Genomic DNA, 16,570 nt, shown 5'->3' on the forward strand with positions numbered 1-16,570 from the left:
TTCACACATTATCGGAGTGGCGTCCCCAAGGGGATTCGAACCCCTGTTACAGCCGTGAAAGGGCAGTGTCCTAGGCCTCTAGACGATGGGGACACGAAGTTCCGATTAAACCGAGATCTAACCGTTTCGCATCAGCATGAGTCGAAACTCACGACATCAACAGGTGCTCTTGCTCATTTACATTCATCAGACAATCTGTGTGGACACTACGCAATGCGTATCGTTAGGTAAGGAGGTGATCCAACCGCAGGTTCCCCTACGGTTACCTTGTTACGACTTCACCCCAGTCATGAATCACAAAGTGGTAAGCGCCCTCCCGAAGGTTAAGCTACCTACTTCTTTTGCAACCCACTCCCATGGTGTGACGGGCGGTGTGTACAAGGCCCGGGAACGTATTCACCGTAGCATTCTGATCTACGATTACTAGCGATTCCGACTTCATGGAGTCGAGTTGCAGACTCCAATCCGGACTACGACAGACTTTATGTGGTCCGCTTGCTCTCGCGAGTTCGCTTCACTTTGTATCTGCCATTGTAGCACGTGTGTAGCCCTACTCGTAAGGGCCATGATGACTTGACGTCATCCCCACCTTCCTCCGGTTTATCACCGGCAGTCTCCCTTGAGTTCCCACCATTACGTGCTGGCAACAAAGGATAAGGGTTGCGCTCGTTGCGGGACTTAACCCAACATTTCACAACACGAGCTGACGACAGCCATGCAGCACCTGTCTCACAGTTCCCGAAGGCACCGAAGCATCTCTGCTAAGTTCTGTGGATGTCAAGAGTAGGTAAGGTTCTTCGCGTTGCATCGAATTAAACCACATGCTCCACCGCTTGTGCGGGCCCCCGTCAATTCATTTGAGTTTTAACCTTGCGGCCGTACTCCCCAGGCGGTCGACTTAACGCGTTAGCTCCGGAAGCCACGCCTCAAGGGCACAACCTCCAAGTCGACATCGTTTACAGCGTGGACTACCAGGGTATCTAATCCTGTTTGCTCCCCACGCTTTCGCACCTGAGCGTCAGTCTTTGTCCAGGGGGCCGCCTTCGCCACCGGTATTCCTCCAGATCTCTACGCATTTCACCGCTACACCTGGAATTCTACCCCCCTCTACAAGACTCTAGCTTGCCAGTTTCAAATGCAGTTCCCACGTTAAGCGCGGGGATTTCACATCTGACTTAACAAACCGCCTGCGTGCGCTTTACGCCCAGTAATTCCGATTAACGCTTGCACCCTCCGTATTACCGCGGCTGCTGGCACGGAGTTAGCCGGTGCTTCTTCTGCGAGTAACGTCAATCAACCGTGCTATTAACACGATTGCCTTCCTCCTCGCTGAAAGTGCTTTACAACCCGAAGGCCTTCTTCACACACGCGGCATGGCTGCATCAGGCTTGCGCCCATTGTGCAATATTCCCCACTGCTGCCTCCCGTAGGAGTCTGGACCGTGTCTCAGTTCCAGTGTGGCTGGTCATCCTCTCAGACCAGCTAGGGATCGTCGCCTAGGTGAGCCATTACCCCACCTACTAGCTAATCCCATCTGGGCACATCCGATGGCGTGAGGCCCTAAGGTCCCCCACTTTGCTCTTGCGAGGTCATGCGGTATTAGCTACCGTTTCCAGTAGTTATCCCCCTCCATCAGGCAGTTTCCCAGACATTACTCACCCGTCCGCCGCTCGCCGGCAAAGTAGTAAACTACTTCCCGCTGCCGCTCGACTTGCATGTGTTAGGCCTGCCGCCAGCGTTCAATCTGAGCCATGATCAAACTCTTCAATTTAAGATTTGTTTGATTTGCTGCTAATAAAAGCAGCGATGCTCAAAGATTACTTTCTGCAAATAAGCATTCGAACCGAAGTTCAAATGTGTACTGCTTTGGTCACTCTTCAAGACTTTGATATTTCTTCTGCCTGCCGAAACAGGCTTCGATATCGTCTTGCGAGTGCCCACACAGATTGTCTGATAAATTGTTAAAGAGCGTTCGTTACCCGTTTGCCTTTCGGCGAATCTTACGGTAACGCGGGAGGCAGATAATACGCTTTCCCGCTGAAGAGTCAAGAGTTTCTTTGGTTTCTTTCGAAGTCAAAATCATTCTTTTCGCTTCCTGACCCGGCGAAGTATGTTTCGTTGTTCCCGGTCAGTGGAGGCGCATTATAGGGAGTTCCTGACAGCCTGCAACCCCTAATTTGAAAAAACTTTTCAACCGCGTTTTATTTCAGCAAAAATAGGCTAAAAGACCAATGTTTAAACAATTATTAAGCTAAACATTCACTACCAGTGTTAAACAGTAGAGTAAAATAGATATATAAGAAGACAGATAGGACAAATCACCATGCAACTAAATACCCAACAACAGGCCGCCCAGCGAAATCTCTCTTACCTGTTGGCTGAGAAGATTGGCCAGCGAATTCTCGCCGGAGAATATGCAGCCGGCAGCATACTGCCTGGTGAGATAGAGTTGGGGGAGCAATTTGGTGTTAGTCGTACTGCCGTTCGTGAAGCAGTAAAGATGCTGGCAGCAAAAGGGATGTTATTACCCCGCCCACGCATTGGTACCCGAGTGATGCCACAAACAAATTGGAACTACCTTGATCAGGAGTTACTCACTTGGTGGCTGAACAGAGAGAATTTCGATCAAGTGATGCAACACTTCCTTATATTAAGAACCTCACTTGAGCCTCAAGCCTGTTCATTGGCAGCCATTAATGCCAATGAGCAACAGCGAGCATTGTTAGCATCACTGATTGCAGAGATGCGTGCGTTAGATACTCACTTTAATCGTGAAAAATGGATTCAAGTGGATGCTCAATTTCATCAGTTAATATATGAAGCCAGTGGTAATCCGTTTTTGACCTCTTTCGCCAATTTGTTCAGTTCGGTTTATCACAGCTATTTTCGCGCCATTACCGGCGATGAAGTGATTAAGCTGCAATACCATCAGGATATTGTTGATACAATTTTGGCAGGTGACAGTCAGGGAGCCTTGCTGGCATGTCAGGTATTATTAACAGATAAAAATTAACGGCTAGCTGTTCTATCTATATATATAAAGAAGGTGCTCACACTCACCCCTATAATCAGGACGAACAATGATAAAATCTGCACGCAGTATGGCGGGCCTTCCTTGGCTAGCTGCCATGGCCTTCTTTATGCAGGCTTTGGATGCCACCATACTGAATACGGCACTCCCATCAATTGCTGAAAGCCTTAACCGCTCACCACTGACCATGCAGTCAGCAATTATCAGCTATACCCTGACGGTCGCGATGTTGATTCCAGTGAGTGGCTGGCTAGCGGACCGTTTTGGTACCCGACGGGTATTCATTCTGGCTGTATCTCTATTTACGCTAGGGTCATTACTGTGTGCACTTTCAGATTCATTGGCTTTTCTGGTGGCCTCCCGAGTTATTCAAGGGGTGGGTGGCGCAATGATGATGCCTGTGGCCCGGCTTGCGCTGATCAGGGCTTACCCACGCAGTGAATTATTGCCGGTTCTGAATTTTGTCACTATCCCAGGGTTAGTCGGCCCGGTGATGGGGCCACTATTAGGTGGATTACTGGTGACCTATACCACTTGGCATTGGATCTTTATCCTTAATATTCCTATCGGCTTACTGGGCATCTTTTATGCCCGTAAATATATGCCGGACTTCACCATGCCTAAACGTGCCTTTGATATTATCGGTTTCCTGCTATTTGGTAGCAGTTTGGTCCTGATATCAGTAAGTCTGGAGATAATGGGCCGACCGGATATCGCCAGCTATCTGCCAGTCACGGTGTTACTGAGTGGTTTATTGATGTTGCTCTTCTATATATTCCACGCTAAAGGTCATCCAAATCCATTGATTGGTTTACCGCTATTTAAAAACCGAACATTCTCGGTTGGGATTGCCGGTAACGTGGCCTCGCGTTTAGGGACTGGCTGCGTTCCTTTCCTAATGCCACTGATGTTGCAGGTCGGATTTGGCTATTCCGCTATTATTGCCGGTTGTATGATGGCCCCAACCGCCATTGGTTCGATGATGGCAAAATCTGCCGTTACTCAAGTATTACGTTCACTGGGTTATAGGACTGTATTGGTAGGTATTACGGTTATTATCGGAGTGCTGATTGCGCTATTTGCGCTGCAATCACCGGGCATGTCGCCGTGGATGATGATATTGCCGCTGTTTGTCTTGGGGATGGCAATGTCGACACAGTTCACTGCGATGAATACCATCACACTGGCTGACTTAACCGATAACAATGCCAGCTCAGGTAACAGTGTTTTGGCGGTAACCCAACAACTGGCCATTAGCTTTGGCGTTGCCATTAGTGCGGTGGTATTGCGGTTTTATGATGGGTTATCGTTTGGTGGCAATGTCGATCACTTCCACTACACCTTTATTACAATGGGAATAGTGACATTACTTTCATCCATGGTGTTCTTATTACTGAAACCAAATGATGGCGACAATCTAATTCAAGGCCGTAATAGCAAAAAAGCCACACAACCTGCGGAGAGTGAAGTTTAACAACTGACCACCGATCCCCGCTCGATTAGCTCGGGAGTGAGAATCAGAACTTGTGGTTCCGCTTCCGGGTTATTCAATCGATGAATCAGTGTATCAATAGCCAGTTCACCAAGGGAGTCTTTTGGTTGATGGATAGTGGTCAATGGCGGTGTCATATATTGTGCGATTTCAATATCATCGTAACCAATAACCGCTATATCTTGTGGTATCGATAACCCCGCCTGATGCAATGCCTGATAAACCCCAACAGCCATCGCATCATTACTGGTAAATACCGCTTCTGGCGGTTCCGGTAGCGCAAGCAACTGTTTCATGGCGACTAAACCGCCACAAAATTCAAAATCACCGGCAACTTCATAACCGGATGGAATAGGTAAACCTGCGCGATCCATAGCCTGACGGTACCCTTCCAAACGTTCTTTGGCAGGGGTTTTATCTTGTGGGCCAGCAATACAGGCAATTCGGGTATAGCCTCTGGCAATCAAATATGAGGTTGCCATTTCGCCACCCAATAATGAATTATCCTGAATCACGTCATTGACGCCCTCAAAGGGTGCCCAATCCATCATGATTATCGGTAATGACGGGTAGCAACGCAGAATATCTTGAGAAGGGCGGTGATTTTCAGTGCACATCAGTAGCAGACCATCGACGCGCTTTTGCATCAGAGTTTCAATGCTACGGCTCATGCGATCGATATCGCCTTCGGTATTGCATAGAATCAAACTGTAACCACGCTCATAGCAACTGCGCTCCACGCCACGGACTACTTCAGCATAAAATGGGTTGCTACTGGCGGTAACCAACATACCAATGGTACGGGTTTGATTGAGTTTCAAACTACGAGCCAGTGCTGAAGGGGCATAGTTGAGCTGTTTGATAGCAGCCAGCACTTTGTCGCGAATAGGATCACTGACAAAGCGGTTTTTATTAATAACATGTGAGACTGTTGACGTAGATACACCCGCCAGGCGGGCGACGTCTTTCATGGTGGCCAAAGTTATACCTGGCCTTGTAGGAAACTGTCTATCTCTGCACGCCACGGAATAGAGGGCTGCGCGCCGGGGCGAGTCACCGCGATAGCGGCTGCTGCGTGAGCAAAACGTACTGCTGAGTCCATTATCTGACCTTCCAATAACGCAGTTAATAATGCGCCATTGAATGTATCACCAGCAGCAATAGTATCTACGGCGTTAACCTTGAACCCGGCAACCAATTTCCCTTTACCTTGTTCACTAAGCCATACGCCACGGCTACCCAATGTAATGATTACGGTAGCGATGCCTTTATCATGCAGAATTTGCGCTGCTTGCGCTGCGTCATCATCCTGATCAATATGAATCCCCGTTAAACGCTCGGCTTCTGTTTCATTCGGAGTAATCATATCCACCAGCGTTAATAGCTCGTCCGGTAATTCACGAGCTGGTGCCGGATTAAGAATAACCTGTGTTTGATGCAGCTTCGCCAATTTAGCGGCAGCAATAACTGTCTCAAGTGGTGATTCCAGTTGCATCAATAATGCATCTGCATCGATAACTTGCTGCTGGTAGCGACCAAGATATTCAGGTGTAACTGCCGAGTTAGCACCGGCATTGATACCAATGACGTTTTCGCCTTCACCATTCACGAAAATCAAAGCAACACCGGTTGTGGTATCCGCTACAGCCTCGATTGGCGCAGTATCAATGTTATCGTTGGCTAATTGCTGGCGCACCCGGTCACCAATATCATCTTTACCCACACAGGCAATAAACGCGATGTTTGCTCCGCTACGGCCAGCAGCTACCGCCTGGTTAGCACCTTTGCCACCAAACGCCACTTTATACTGCTTCCCGATCACCGTTTCACCTGGGCGCGGAAACTGCTCAACATTCAGAATATGGTCGGCATTGATGCTGCCCAAGACCACCAGTTTGCCTGTTTTCATCGTATTTATTCCTTTGTGAATGACACCGCCACCCGTAACGTTTTGTTTTCCGTTTTAGGGTAGCGGCGTTATATGCCCTGCTTTTCGATATTATTTAGTCACTAATTTCAAATCAACCGGGATAACGGCCTGCACTTTCTCGCCTTTCAATACTTTATCAGCGGTTTGCACGCCAATAACACCAATCTGGTCAGGGCGTTGAGCGATAGTTGCGCCCAGTTTGCCGCCTTGAACGGCTTTAAGACCGTCGTCGGTGCCATCAAAACCAACCACTAGCACATCGGCTTTACCGGCTGTTTGCAAGGCACGCAGTGCGCCCAGTGCCATCTCGTCGTTCTGTGCGAATACAGCCTGAACATTCGGGTGGGCGGTCAGCAGGTTCTGCATCACATTCAAACCTTTAGTACGATCAAAATCAGCAGGTTGGCTGGCTAACAGTTGGAATTTATGTTGATCCATTGACTGCTTGAAGCCTTCACCACGTTCACGGGCCGCAGACGCCCCCGCAATCCCTTCCAACTGAATCACTTTGGCATCATTACCCAATTTTTTGGCAATGAAATCACCGGCCATTTTGCCACCAAAACGGTTATCGGAGGCAACGTGACTCACCACAGTGCCAGAGTTTGCCAAACGGTCGAGTGTGATAACCGGGATATTGGCCTTATTTGCCATTTTGACTGCGTTACCGACTGCATCGGAATCAGTTGGGTTAATCAGCAACAGTTTGGTGCCGCGAACCGTCAGATCCTGCACGTTAGCCAGTTCTTTCGCTGGGTTATTTTGAGAATCCAATACCACCAGGTTATAGCCGAGTTTATCCGCTTCTTTTTGCGCGCCGTCTTTCATTGAAACAAAGAACGGATTATTCAACGTGGAAACTACCAGTGCGATGGTGTCTTTTGCCAGTGCGTTAGCACTTACGGTGGCGCTCAGGGCAACAACAGAGATCAAGGTAGCTAGTTTCTTCATTTTCATGGTCGCAATTCCTGTAGGGAGTTAGGAGGTTATTTGCTGCTTTTATTGTCTACCAATACCGCCAGCAGGATAACCACTGCCTTTACGATCATTTGGTAGTAAGAGGAGACACCCAATAAATTCAAACCGTTATTTAAAAAGCCGAGGATTAACGCGCCAATCAGGGTGCCGACGATCCGCCCCTTACCCCCAGCAAGGCTGGTACCCCCAAGAACCACGGCTGCGATTGCATCCAGTTCATAGCCAGTACCGGCTGTAGGTTGTGCCGACGACAGGCGGGCCACTTCGATAATCCCAGCCAGTGCCGCTAACAATCCACATAATGAATAAACAATAATCTTAACTTTATCTACGCTAATACCAGAGAGCCGTGTTGCTGACTCATTGCCACCCAATGCGTAGATATAGCGGCCCAGGCGAGTGTGGTGCAACATGTACCACACAGCAATAAAGACGATAGCCATCAACCAGATTGGTGTTGGTATACCCAATGGGCGCCCGATACCGAACCAGCCAAAAGTATCAGCCACATCAGTAAAACCGGTATTTACTGGGCTACCATTGGTGTAAACCATAGTAACGCCACGTAATAACAGCATCATGACCAGAGTGGCAATGAACGCTTGTACCTTACCTTTAGCGACAATGACCCCGGTTATGGCACCAATAAATGCCCCTAGCGCCAATGCAGCTGCGACGGCAACCAAAGCATTCACTTCCAACCCAACAATAGATGCCGCTACTGCGCCAGTCAGTGCCAATAATGACCCGACAGACAAATCAATACCGGATGTCAGGATAACCAGCGTCATACCCACCGCCATAATGGCATTGACAGAAGTCTGCTGGAGAATGTTAAACATGTTATTTAGGGTAAAGAAGTTCGGGCTTAGTGACGAAACCACAGCAATCAGCACCAGCAGCGCAATCAGTGATTTTTGTTCTAATAACCATTCTTTACTGAACCAGCGTTTTGTCTGGATAGCTTGGGAACTCATATCTGATTACTCCTGCTCTACTCGTCATATTTCAAGCCGCATTTGCGTTAGCTTCCTGCAACTCGAATTATTTAGAGTGTAAATAAATTATTTTTCAATAAATCACGCTTGCCAACGGCTGCCGCCATCAACACTTCCTGGGTAGCCTGTTCAATAGAGAACTCGCCGCTTAGCTGGCCTTCATGCATCACAAGAATGCGGTCACTCATGCCCAGCACTTCCGGCATTTCTGAGGAAACCAGAATGATGCTCAACCCTTCTTGTTTGAATTGGTTGATTAATTGGTAAATTTCTTTTTTAGCCCCGACGTCGACACCACGGGTAGGTTCATCAAGGATCAACACTTTAGGACGGGTCATTAAACCGCGTGCAATAGCCACTTTCTGCTGGTTACCACCGGATAACAAACCAATAGGTTGTTCCATGGAAGGTGTTTTAATATTAAATAAACGAATGAAATCCGATACCGCCTGCTGCTCTTCAGCATGCTTGAGCGAACCACCTGAACGGCTAAAATAACGCAATGCAGTCAAAGACATATTCTCTTTAACTGACATTCCAAGTACCAAACCATCCCGTTTGCGGTCTTCAGAAATATAGACAATGCCATTTGCCAGACCATCTTGTGGTGAATGGGTGACAACTTCGCGGCCATCCAACATCACAAAACCTGATTTACGCGGTAGCGCGCCATAGATGATTTTCATCAGCTCGGTGCGACCAGCCCCCATCAGACCGGCAACCCCCAAAATTTCGCCACTGTATAAAGTGAAACTGACATTTTTGACGCCCGGGCCGCATAGCTGTTTGACCTGCAAACGCTTTTCACCACGGGGTATATTCAAGCGCGGGTACTGTTCTTCCAGCTTACGGCCCACCATCATCTCAATCAGTGAGTTTTCAGTCAGACTATCAACCGGTTTTTCGGCAATAAATTGCCCATCACGGAATACTGTGACGTCGTCGCAAATCTCAAAAATCTCTTTTAGCCGGTGAGAGATATAAACAATCCCGCGACCTTCCGCTTTTAGTTCTTTAATCACATTAAACAGAGAGGCGGTTTCAGTGTCGGTGAGTGCATCGGTTGGCTCATCCATAATGATCACCTTGGATTCAAAGCTCAGCACTTTGGCGATTTCCACCATTTGCTGATCACCAATGGAAAGCTCGCCCACCAGCCGATGGCTGCTGTAACTGATATTAAGGCGCGCCAGCAGTAAATCGGCTTCGGCATACATCTTTTTCCAATCGATGCTGCCAAAACGATTAACAAACTCACGCCCTAAGAAGATGTTTTCTGCGATAGTTAATTGAGGAATCAGGTTAAGTTCCTGATGAATAATGCCAATGCCCGCTTCCTGCGAGTCTTTTGGGCCATTAAACGCCACTTCCTTACCCATAAAATACTGACTGCCAGCATCTTTACTGTAGATGCCGGTCAGCACTTTCATCATGGTCGATTTTCCAGCGCCATTTTCGCCTACCAGTGCCATCACCCTGCCGGGATAGACACTCAGTGCGGCACCGGAGAGTGCTTTAACGCCGGGAAAGGCTTTATCAATCCCTTTAAGTTGCAGCAAAGGTTGCATAAATGCCTCAGAAGGTTACGCCGGAACAGAGAATGACATTAGCAAAGGGGGAACATTCCCCGCTACGGATCACTGCCCGGCTTTGTTTGGTTTGCTCTTTAAAAGCCTCATGGCTGATATAGCGCAAAACAATTTGGTTTCCCTGGTGCTGCTCAAGTTGTGATAGTTGCGCGAGTAACGCTTCATGGAGTTGCGGATTATTTTTAACGATCTCCTCCGCCAAGACTGCACTTTCAACCTGCATTTCTTGTGTTACCACCTCAAGAACCTGAAGAAATCCAGGGACGCCTCGTGTCAGTGCCAGATCGATACGTGTGGTGGTTGCCGGTATCGGCAGCCCCGCATCACCTATCACAACCTGATCGGTATGGCCCAGGCGGGAGATAACAGCGGAAATATCAGAATTAAGTAATGCGCCTTTTTTCATTTTCTACTCCAACAGCGAAACGTTTCGCTGATACTGAGTTTAGAAAAATAGCCGCAGAAGGCAAACCCAATTTGATGAAATTGTGATCGCCATCGAAACGTTTCGCTGAACAGTGGGAAAAGAAGAAGAATAGGTACAAAAAAGGCCGTTAATCATAACGGCCTTTCAGATTAAATCTCTACCTGCGTCCCAAGCTCAATCACCCTATTCGGTGGGATCTCAAACTGGTCAGCTGCACGCAGCGCATTCCGACTGAGCGCAATAAATAACTTACCGCGCAGGAACAGGTACCACGGCCGCTTGGTAAGGATTAGCGACTCATGGGACATAAAGAATGAGGTTTCCATCATCTGGCATGGCAACCCCTCCAGGCCGCAGCGATGGAAGATTTCTTCCACATTCGGTGTTTCACGCCAACCATAACTGGCCACCACTCGCCAAAACGTCGGGGAGAGTTGTTCGATGGTTACCCGGTTCACATTGTGCACATACGGCGCATCTTCAGTTCGCAATGTCAGTAGCACAACCCGTTCATGCAACACCTTATTATGTTTAAGGTTATGCAACAGCGCGAAGGGAATGACATTCATTGCGCGCGACATATACACAGCAGTACCCGTAACCCGCACTGGGGGGGATTTCTCCAATGAAGCAATCATCGCTTCCAGTGAATTACCGTGTTCATGCATACGGCGCAGCAAACCGAAACGTTCACTTTTCCAGGTAGTCATGATGATAAACATCACCAGCCCCAGAGACACTGGCAACCAACCACCGGAGAACAATTTCAACGCATTGGCAGAGAACATAGGGACATCGATAATCAGCAAAATCACCAGTAAGATGCCGACAAATACCCGATTCCAGTGCCAGTTTTTCAATGCCACGATGCAGAACAGAATACTGGTTATCACCATGGTACCGGTTACGGCGATACCGTACGCGGCCGCCAGGTTACTGGAACGTTCGAAGCCAACAATAACCAATACCACCGCCAGATAGAGAGTCCAGTTAATGACCGGGATATATATCTGACCAGACTCCATTTCGGAGGTATGAATAATCCGCATTGGCGGTAAATAGCCTAGGCGAACCGCCTGCCGGGTGAGCGAGAATACACCGGAAATAACCGCCTGCGAGGCAATAACGGTCGCCAGGGTTGCCAGAATTAACAGCGGAATCAATGCCCAGTCAGGAGCTAATAAGAAGAAGGGGTTTTTGATAGCTTCAGGATTTTTCAGCAATAACGCGCCCTGACCAAAATAGTTCAGTACTAATGAGGGCAAAACCACGGTAAACCAGGCTAAACGAATAGGGAATTTACCAAAATGGCCCATATCTGCATATAAGGCTTCCACCCCAGTTATCGCCAGTACAACTGCGCCAAGCGCATAAAACGACACGGATTTATATTCAGTAAAGAAACCTATTGCCCATTTAGGATTCAGCGCAACCAATACTTCTGGATTTGCAATAATACTGCGTAAACCAAGCAGTGCGATCGTCAGAAACCAGACCAGCATAACGGGAGCGAATAATTTACCGACACTGCCGGTACCGTGCTTTTGAATCACAAACAGCAGGGTGAGTACCGCAATGGAGCAGGGAACAATATAAGGGTCTAATGCTGGGGCTGCTATTTCTAGCCCTTCAATGGCCGACATAACGGATATTGCCGGGGTGATGACCACCTCACCATAAAAGAAACTGCCGCCAATTAACCCGAGAATCACCAGTATTGAGGTGGCTCTGGAAGAGGTATTACGCCCTGCCAAAGACATTAACGTTAAAATGCCCCCTTCGCCGGCGTTATCGGCCCGCATGACATAGGTAAGATATTTAATCGAGACAATCAGGATAAGCATCCAGAAAATCAGCGATAAAAAGCCAAACACCACGTCCGGGCGGACATCAAAACCATAATGACCAGAAAAGCACTCTCTCAAGGTATAGAGCGGGCTGGTACCAATATCACCGTAAACTACCCCTATTGCCGCCAGGGTTACCGCCGATAAAGACTGTTTATGTTCTGTGCTCATAATTGATTTCTTTTTGCTAGAACATCCATAAGCTGATGCGTGCGTTTAAGAACCTTAATCCTCGGTTCTGTATTGTTTATACGCCCACCAAAAGGCGCACAGTATGCACGATTTCAATGGATTGCCTACTCTTAAATAGGCACCTAACAGAGCGAAAATTCATCAACTACAAATAACTGATGATATAAAAATTCTACGAATCAACGAACTATCTTATTAATAAAACCAGCGATCCCATGAAGAAAAGATGGTTTATTCCTTTTTATCAGGTAAAAATCAATCAACTAACGGAACATGTAGAACAATTATGGCGCAATCATCACAATTAGCAGAAAGAATCTCCCGCTTAAGCAGTGCCCTTGAAAGTGGTCTGTATGAAAGACAGGAAGCTATCCGCTTATGTTTGCTGGCCGCCCTCAGTGGCGAGAGTGTTTTTTTGCTCGGCCCACCGGGAATTGCCAAAAGCCTGATTGCCCGCCGCCTGAAATTTGCCTTCCGTAATGCCCGTGCATTTGAATATCTGATGACCCGTTTCTCAACACCGGAAGAGGTGTTTGGCCCCCTCTCGATTCAGGCATTGAAAGAGGAGGGACGCTATCAACGGATGACAGGCGGTTACCTGCCGGAGGCTGAAATCGTCTTTTTGGATGAGATCTGGAAAGCCGGCCCGGCAATTCTAAACACCTTGCTGACAGCGATTAATGAACGGCGCTTTAGAAATGGTGATCGGGAAGACAGCATCCCTATGCGATTACTCGTTACTGCCTCTAACGAGCTGCCTGACGCTGATAGTAGCCTGGAAGCACTTTATGACCGCATGTTGATCCGTCTATGGCTGGATCGCGTACAAGAGAAGCAGAACTTCCGCTCACTACTGCTCAGCCGACAGAATGAAAATCATAATCCGGTGGCAGAAAATCTCAGTATCAGCGATGAAGAGTTCTATCAGTGGCAACCGTTGATCGACAAAATCACCTTACCGGATCACTGTTTTGAGCTTATTTTTCAGTTACGTCAACGGCTCAGTGCGCAAGAACAAGCGCCCTATGTCTCAGATAGACGTTGGAAAAAAGCGCTACGCCTGTTACAAGCCAGTGCTTTCTTTAGTGGCCGCAGTGAAGTGACACCCATCGACTTAATCTTGCTGAAAGATTGCCTGTGGCATGACCTCAGTTCGCTTAAGCTGCTGCAACAGCAGCTTGAACAGTTATTAACCGAGCAGGGATATCAACAGCAAAGCCTGTTAATGAAACTACAGCATGTTCAGGGTCAGTGGTTGCAGCACCAACAACAGCAAAGTGACCATCAAGCGCTAACCGTCGTCAAACAAAGCGGTATGTTCAGCCGCAAATCCCAATATGCTCTACCAGACGACCTGACAGACAGCACTTTGACGCTTTTGCTGCAAAAACCGCTCAGCCTGCATGATATTCAAGTTACCCATTTGCAAATAGAAAAAGATGCCCTCGCTCAATGGTTGAACAAAGGAGGGAGCTTGCGCGCTAAATTAAATGGTGTCGGTTATGCCCAATCCATTGATGCAGAAATTGATGATAAATTGCATATCACAATACTAGATATCAGCCGCCAACCCTCCACACTTTCCCAACCGGGCACGGCAACTGTCAGTGTTCCCCTGGAATTGCTGGTGGAATTAACCACAGTAGAACATAGTCTTGCCGAACAACGGTGGCTATTCAGCCAACACCAGCCATGTTTATTCACTCCCTCCTCATGGCTTGCCAAAGTCGAGGCCAGCTTGTTGCAGGTGGCAGAACAACTTAAACAGCAACAGCAAAAAATGCGCGGACACTGACAGATGCTCAGCCTGGCAACATTGGATATGCTGCTATCGATAAGTGAGGGTGAGCTTATCGAAGAGATGGTGATCGGGCTATTGGCGTCACCTCAATTAGCACTATTTTTCGAAAAATTCCCGCGAATTAAACGGGCGCTAATGAAAGATATTCCTGGTTGGAAGCAAAACTTACAGCAGCGTATCCGCGAGGCTAAAGCTCCGGCTACTCTGGCAAATGAGTTTTCCCTATACCAACAAAGCTTGTTGGAAAGTAGCCCACTATTTTATGTGCATCTGCCAGATATTGTGGCTCAGTTACAGCAATGGCAATCGCCCTTTGCTTCACAAGCCAATACATTGCTACAAACCGCTGATTTAGCCAGAAACCCTCAACCCGGCGATAGTTTACAAACCTTATTTTTACAGCGTTGGCGTGTCAGTCTAACGCTACAAACCATCACCATTCATCACCAGTTACTTGAGCAAGAGCGGGAGCAACTTCTGGCTGAACTCCAGCAGAGATTGGCGCTCAGTGGGGCATTAGAACCTGTACTGGCAACCAATGATGGGGCAGCAGGGCGGCTTTGGGATATGAGTCAGGGCCACTTACAGCGTGGCGATTATCAATTGCTCCTGCAATACGGTGACTTTCTACAACAACAACCCGAATTACAACAACTGGCCGAGCAATTGGGTCGTAGCCGTTCAGCAAAGGCACAACCGACACCAGAGGCTCGCTTTGAACCTTATACTGTCATGGTTCGCCAGCCCGATACAGTGCCAGAGGAGGTCAGTGGCATTCATCAAAGCAATGATATTTTGCGATTGCTCCCGACGGAACTGGTGATGTTAGGGATGAGCGAGCTGGAATTTGAGTTTTATCGCCGTTTACTGGAGCGCCGCTTACTCACTTACCGTTTGCAGGGTGACAACTGGCAGGAGAAAACCTTACAGCGCCCGGTCAGTCTTAAAAGCAATGATGAACACCCTCGCGGCCCTTTTATCGTCTGTGTCGATACCTCAGGCTCCATGGGCGGATTTAACGAACAATGTGCCAAAGCATTTTGTCTGGCTCTGCTTCGAATTGCACTGGCAGATAATCGCCGCTGTTACATCATGCTATTTGCCACTGAAATAATTCACTACGAGCTATCTGCTGCCAGTGGTATTGAGCAGGCGATTCGTTTTCTTGGCCAACATTTTCGCGGAGGTACCGATCTGGCTGCTTGCTTAGCCAGCACATTAAATAAAATGGAAGATAGAGAATGGTATGACGCAGATGCAGTGATCATTTCAGATTTTATCGCCCAACGTTTACCAGACGAATTAGTCAGAAAGATTAAAATCCAGCAACAAGCCCACCAGCACCGTTTTCATGCTGTTGCCATGTCTGCGTATGGTAAGCCCGGTATCATGCGAATTTTCGATCATATCTGGCGTTTTGATACTGGGCTAAAAAGCCGCTTGATGCGCCGCTGGAAGCGCTAGTTAAGCAGGCCGGCACCAACGTTTATCGACAACCCCAATATCGTCATATTAAAGATAAATGATAACACTGACTGCAAGAGTACTACGCGGCGGATATCTGACGTGCCGGTAGAGACATCGGCAGTTTGGCAAGCCACACCAATGGTAAATGAGAAATAAAGGAAATCCCAATAGGAAGGCGTGGTTATCTCTTTGGGGAAAAGTAACGGTAGAACCGTTTCTGATTTATCGCGGCGCATATAAAACAAATGTGCGTAGTGCATAGTAAAAGCGGTGGATAATAATAACCATGAAACTAATAACGTCAGCCCTGTCAGGACCAAATGGAACGCCTTGGCAGAGCCTGAGAGCTGATTCGCCGTGCTCAATTCAAATAAAATAACCAGAATACTGGCCAGACACGCCATGCTGACAATACTCAGCACCATACTGGCACTTTCATCCTGCACCCGGGCTATTTTGCTGATTTTCGTCGAATCAGTGCGTAATAATTGCAACCATAAAAACAGTAAATAAAGCCAGGCGGAAACATTCCAACTCACCATCAGACGCAGCAATACCGAGTAATGTGTTGGCAGCAGGAAATAAGTGACAACACCCGCGCCAACCGAAAACAACAATCGTGGCCGAGCGTGTAAATAGTGCTTTATAGGATGAAAAAGGGCCATAATATCAACAACCTTGCATATAGTGATATTTAAAATATTTATATATCACTACAGCATAGATTAAAAACCCACAATTATATTGGGAATCAATAATCCCCAATATAATTGGTGTTGTAGGTAGGCAGCAAGCGCACTCCCCCCTACAACATCTAG

Annotated in this window: 12 protein-coding genes, 1 tRNA gene and 1 rRNA gene; 4 read left to right on the top strand and 10 right to left on the bottom strand. The window is 47.7% G+C overall.

Annotation, left to right across the window (positions count from 1 at the left end; all coding sequences use genetic code 11):
* Positions 1-17: 17 nt before the first annotated feature.
* Together ACWJJO_RS22540 and ACWJJO_RS22545 are read right to left on the bottom strand one after the other, a co-directional pair.
* A tRNA-Glu gene (locus tag ACWJJO_RS22540) sits at positions 18-93 on the bottom strand.
* 135 nt (positions 94-228) lie between these two features.
* Positions 229-1,771: ribosomal RNA gene (locus ACWJJO_RS22545) — 16S ribosomal RNA — on the bottom strand.
* Between the two features lie 552 nt (positions 1,772-2,323).
* On the opposite strand from ACWJJO_RS22545, the gene ACWJJO_RS22550 reads away from it, so the two are divergent.
* Entirely contained in the window at positions 2,324-3,013 is a 690-nt protein-coding gene (locus ACWJJO_RS22550; protein WP_083161611.1) for a FadR/GntR family transcriptional regulator, read from the top strand.
* 67 nt (positions 3,014-3,080) lie between these two features.
* Entirely contained in the window at positions 3,081-4,505 is a 1,425-nt protein-coding gene (gene mdtD / locus ACWJJO_RS22555; protein ID WP_083161609.1) for a multidrug transporter subunit MdtD, read from the top strand.
* On the opposite strand, the gene rbsR is transcribed toward mdtD, so the two are convergent.
* The 7 genes from rbsR to kup form a co-directional block, all read right to left on the bottom strand.
* Positions 4,502-5,503 (bottom strand): ribose operon transcriptional repressor RbsR, encoded by a 1,002-nt coding sequence (gene rbsR, locus ACWJJO_RS22560; RefSeq protein ID WP_481091538.1) that lies wholly within the window; start codon positions 5,501-5,503, stop codon positions 4,502-4,504. The two genes, mdtD and rbsR, sit on opposite strands and share 4 nt — an antisense overlap.
* Positions 5,504-5,505: 2 nt before the next feature.
* Positions 5,506-6,432 (bottom strand): ribokinase, encoded by a 927-nt coding sequence (gene rbsK / locus ACWJJO_RS22565; RefSeq protein ID WP_083161605.1) that lies wholly within the window; start codon positions 6,430-6,432, stop codon positions 5,506-5,508.
* 90 nt (positions 6,433-6,522) lie between these two features.
* The gene (gene rbsB, locus ACWJJO_RS22570; RefSeq protein WP_083161603.1) at positions 6,523-7,410 is read right to left on the bottom strand and encodes a ribose ABC transporter substrate-binding protein RbsB; all 888 of its coding nucleotides are present in this window, start codon (positions 7,408-7,410) and stop codon (positions 6,523-6,525) included.
* 29 nt (positions 7,411-7,439) lie between these two features.
* Positions 7,440-8,408: a ribose ABC transporter permease gene (gene rbsC / locus ACWJJO_RS22575; RefSeq protein WP_083161601.1), complete on the bottom strand. Its 969-nt coding sequence runs from the start codon at positions 8,406-8,408 to the stop codon at positions 7,440-7,442.
* 71 nt (positions 8,409-8,479) lie between these two features.
* Positions 8,480-9,997: a ribose ABC transporter ATP-binding protein RbsA gene (gene rbsA, locus ACWJJO_RS22580; RefSeq protein WP_083161599.1), complete on the bottom strand. Its 1,518-nt coding sequence runs from the start codon at positions 9,995-9,997 to the stop codon at positions 8,480-8,482.
* A 7-nt stretch (positions 9,998-10,004) separates the two neighbouring features.
* Positions 10,005-10,424: a D-ribose pyranase gene (gene rbsD, locus ACWJJO_RS22585; protein WP_083161597.1), complete on the bottom strand. Its 420-nt coding sequence runs from the start codon at positions 10,422-10,424 to the stop codon at positions 10,005-10,007.
* Positions 10,425-10,594: 170 nt separating this feature from the next.
* Positions 10,595-12,463, bottom strand: coding sequence for a low affinity potassium transporter Kup (gene kup, locus ACWJJO_RS22590; RefSeq protein ID WP_083161595.1), 1,869 nt, complete (start codon positions 12,461-12,463; stop codon positions 10,595-10,597).
* Positions 12,464-12,770: 307 nt separating this feature from the next.
* Here kup and ravA point away from each other — a divergent pair, with 307 nt between their 5' ends.
* Positions 12,771-14,279 carry an ATPase RavA gene (ravA, locus tag ACWJJO_RS22595; RefSeq protein ID WP_481091539.1) on the top strand — a complete coding sequence of 503 codons (1,509 nt, stop codon included), beginning with the start codon at positions 12,771-12,773 and terminating at the stop codon, positions 14,277-14,279.
* A 3-nt stretch (positions 14,280-14,282) separates the two neighbouring features.
* On the top strand, positions 14,283-15,749 hold the full coding sequence (gene viaA / locus ACWJJO_RS22600; RefSeq protein WP_083161591.1) for an ATPase RavA stimulator ViaA: 1,467 nt from the start codon (positions 14,283-14,285) through the stop codon (positions 15,747-15,749).
* Here the strand turns inward: viaA and ACWJJO_RS22605 are convergent.
* Complete coding sequence (locus ACWJJO_RS22605; RefSeq protein WP_083161589.1) at positions 15,746-16,417, bottom strand: DUF1345 domain-containing protein; 672 nt, start codon at positions 16,415-16,417, stop codon at positions 15,746-15,748. The two genes, viaA and ACWJJO_RS22605, sit on opposite strands and share 4 nt — an antisense overlap.
* Positions 16,418-16,570 lie beyond the last annotated feature (153 nt).

This window comes from Yersinia antarctica (assembly GCF_056636475.1).

Excerpts from the sequence above, each read along its gene's own strand:
- ACWJJO_RS22550 (WP_083161611.1), top strand. The coding sequence starts at position 2,324 with ATGCAACTAAATACCCAACAACAGGCCGCCCAGCGAAATCTCTCTTAC.
- mdtD (WP_083161609.1), top strand. The coding sequence starts at position 3,081 with ATGATAAAATCTGCACGCAGTATGGCGGGCCTTCCTTGGCTAGCTGCC.
- rbsK (WP_083161605.1), bottom strand. The coding sequence starts at position 6,432 with ATGAAAACAGGCAAACTGGTGGTCTTGGGCAGCATCAATGCCGACCAT.
- rbsB (WP_083161603.1), bottom strand. The coding sequence starts at position 7,410 with ATGAAAATGAAGAAACTAGCTACCTTGATCTCTGTTGTTGCCCTGAGC.
- rbsC (WP_083161601.1), bottom strand. The coding sequence starts at position 8,408 with ATGAGTTCCCAAGCTATCCAGACAAAACGCTGGTTCAGTAAAGAATGG.
- rbsA (WP_083161599.1), bottom strand. The coding sequence starts at position 9,997 with ATGCAACCTTTGCTGCAACTTAAAGGGATTGATAAAGCCTTTCCCGGC.
- rbsD (WP_083161597.1), bottom strand. The coding sequence starts at position 10,424 with ATGAAAAAAGGCGCATTACTTAATTCTGATATTTCCGCTGTTATCTCC.
- kup (WP_083161595.1), bottom strand. The coding sequence starts at position 12,463 with ATGAGCACAGAACATAAACAGTCTTTATCGGCGGTAACCCTGGCGGCA.
- ravA (WP_481091539.1), top strand. The coding sequence starts at position 12,771 with ATGGCGCAATCATCACAATTAGCAGAAAGAATCTCCCGCTTAAGCAGT.
- viaA (WP_083161591.1), top strand. The coding sequence starts at position 14,283 with ATGCTCAGCCTGGCAACATTGGATATGCTGCTATCGATAAGTGAGGGT.
- ACWJJO_RS22605 (WP_083161589.1), bottom strand. The coding sequence starts at position 16,417 with ATGGCCCTTTTTCATCCTATAAAGCACTATTTACACGCTCGGCCACGA.